2 protein-coding genes are annotated in these 1,086 nt (G+C 65.2%); one reads left to right on the top strand and one right to left on the bottom strand.

Features of this window, described 5'->3' with window-relative positions; all coding sequences use genetic code 11:
- Nucleotides 1-223 precede the first annotated feature (223 nt).
- The gene (locus GY769_12070; protein MCP4202658.1) at nt 224-892 is read right to left on the bottom strand and encodes an ABC transporter ATP-binding protein; all 669 of its coding nucleotides are present in this window, start codon (nt 890-892) and stop codon (nt 224-226) included.
- A gap of 55 nt (nt 893-947) precedes the next feature.
- Between GY769_12070 and GY769_12075 the strand changes: the two genes are divergently transcribed.
- The coding region (locus GY769_12075; protein ID MCP4202659.1) for a hypothetical protein at nt 948-1,086 on the top strand (139 nt) is incomplete at its 3' end.

Genomic DNA, 1,086 nt, shown 5'->3' on the forward strand with positions numbered 1-1,086 from the left:
CCGTCGGCCAATTCGGCTCGGAAGGGATTCGGGGACGCCACAACGTAACCCGGGTTGCCCAGCCGGGAGAGCACCAAGTCGCGCAAACTGCCGCGGACCGATGCGCCTACCAACAGGGCTCCGCCGAGCACCGACACCGCCGTGGCGACACCGATTATCACGGCGAGGTTTGTGCGCCAGTAGTGCAAGAGGCCGCGACGGATGAGGGTGGACAGTCGCACGGCTACCTCGTCCGCTCGATCCGGCTTCCAGTGAGGTCGAACCGGACGGGGAAGCGGTCGGCGAGTTCGTGGCTGTGGGTGACCACCACGAGGATGGATTGGCGGCGCTCGTCGAGCTCGAGCAGGAGGTTGGCGACCTTGGCGGCGGAGTCGCGGTCGAGGTTCCCGGTGGGTTCGTCGCAGAGAAGCAACAGCGGTTCGCGAATCAGCGCGCGTGCCAGTGCGACGCGCTGCTTCTCACCGCCGGAGAGCTCCGCTGGGCGGTGGTCGAGCCGTTCTCCGAGGCCAACCTGATCGATGAGCGCGCGGGCGCGGTCTTCAAAGCCGCCGCCGGAGTCGGCCACCAGCGTAGGTGTCAGAACGTTCTCGAGCACCGAGCACTGGGGTAGCAGGCAGTGGTCCTGGAAGACGAATCCGATCTTCCGATTGCGGAAGGCGGCCAGCTTGGGTTCGGGTAACTCGTACGGATTTTCTCCGGCGAGGGTGACGGTGCCGGCCGACGGCGGCTCGAGCGCGCCGAGCATGTAGAGCAGCGTGCTCTTGCCGCTCCCCGACGGCCCCATGATCGAAGCCGCCTCGCCGGGCGCGAGCGCTAGCGAAACATCCTCAATCACCGGCAGCGGTCCGCGCGGCGTCGCGTATTCTTTGCTGAGATTCCGGGCTTCGAGCACTGTGCGGGGTTCCTTTCGGTAGCATAGCAACGATTCGTTTAGACTGAGAGGTCAGATGGATGATCGAGAACTGGAAACGCTGCTGGCGGACCTGGAATCGACGTTCGACGAGGTACGGAACCACGTCCCGGAGCCCTCCGTCATCGTTGGCTGTGAGTGCATCCTGCGTCGCCTCGAAGTCCTCGAGCAGAACA

It is taken from the genome of bacterium, from assembly GCA_024224155.1.
Taxonomy (GTDB): domain Bacteria; phylum Acidobacteriota; class Thermoanaerobaculia; order Multivoradales; family JAHEKO01; genus CALZIK01.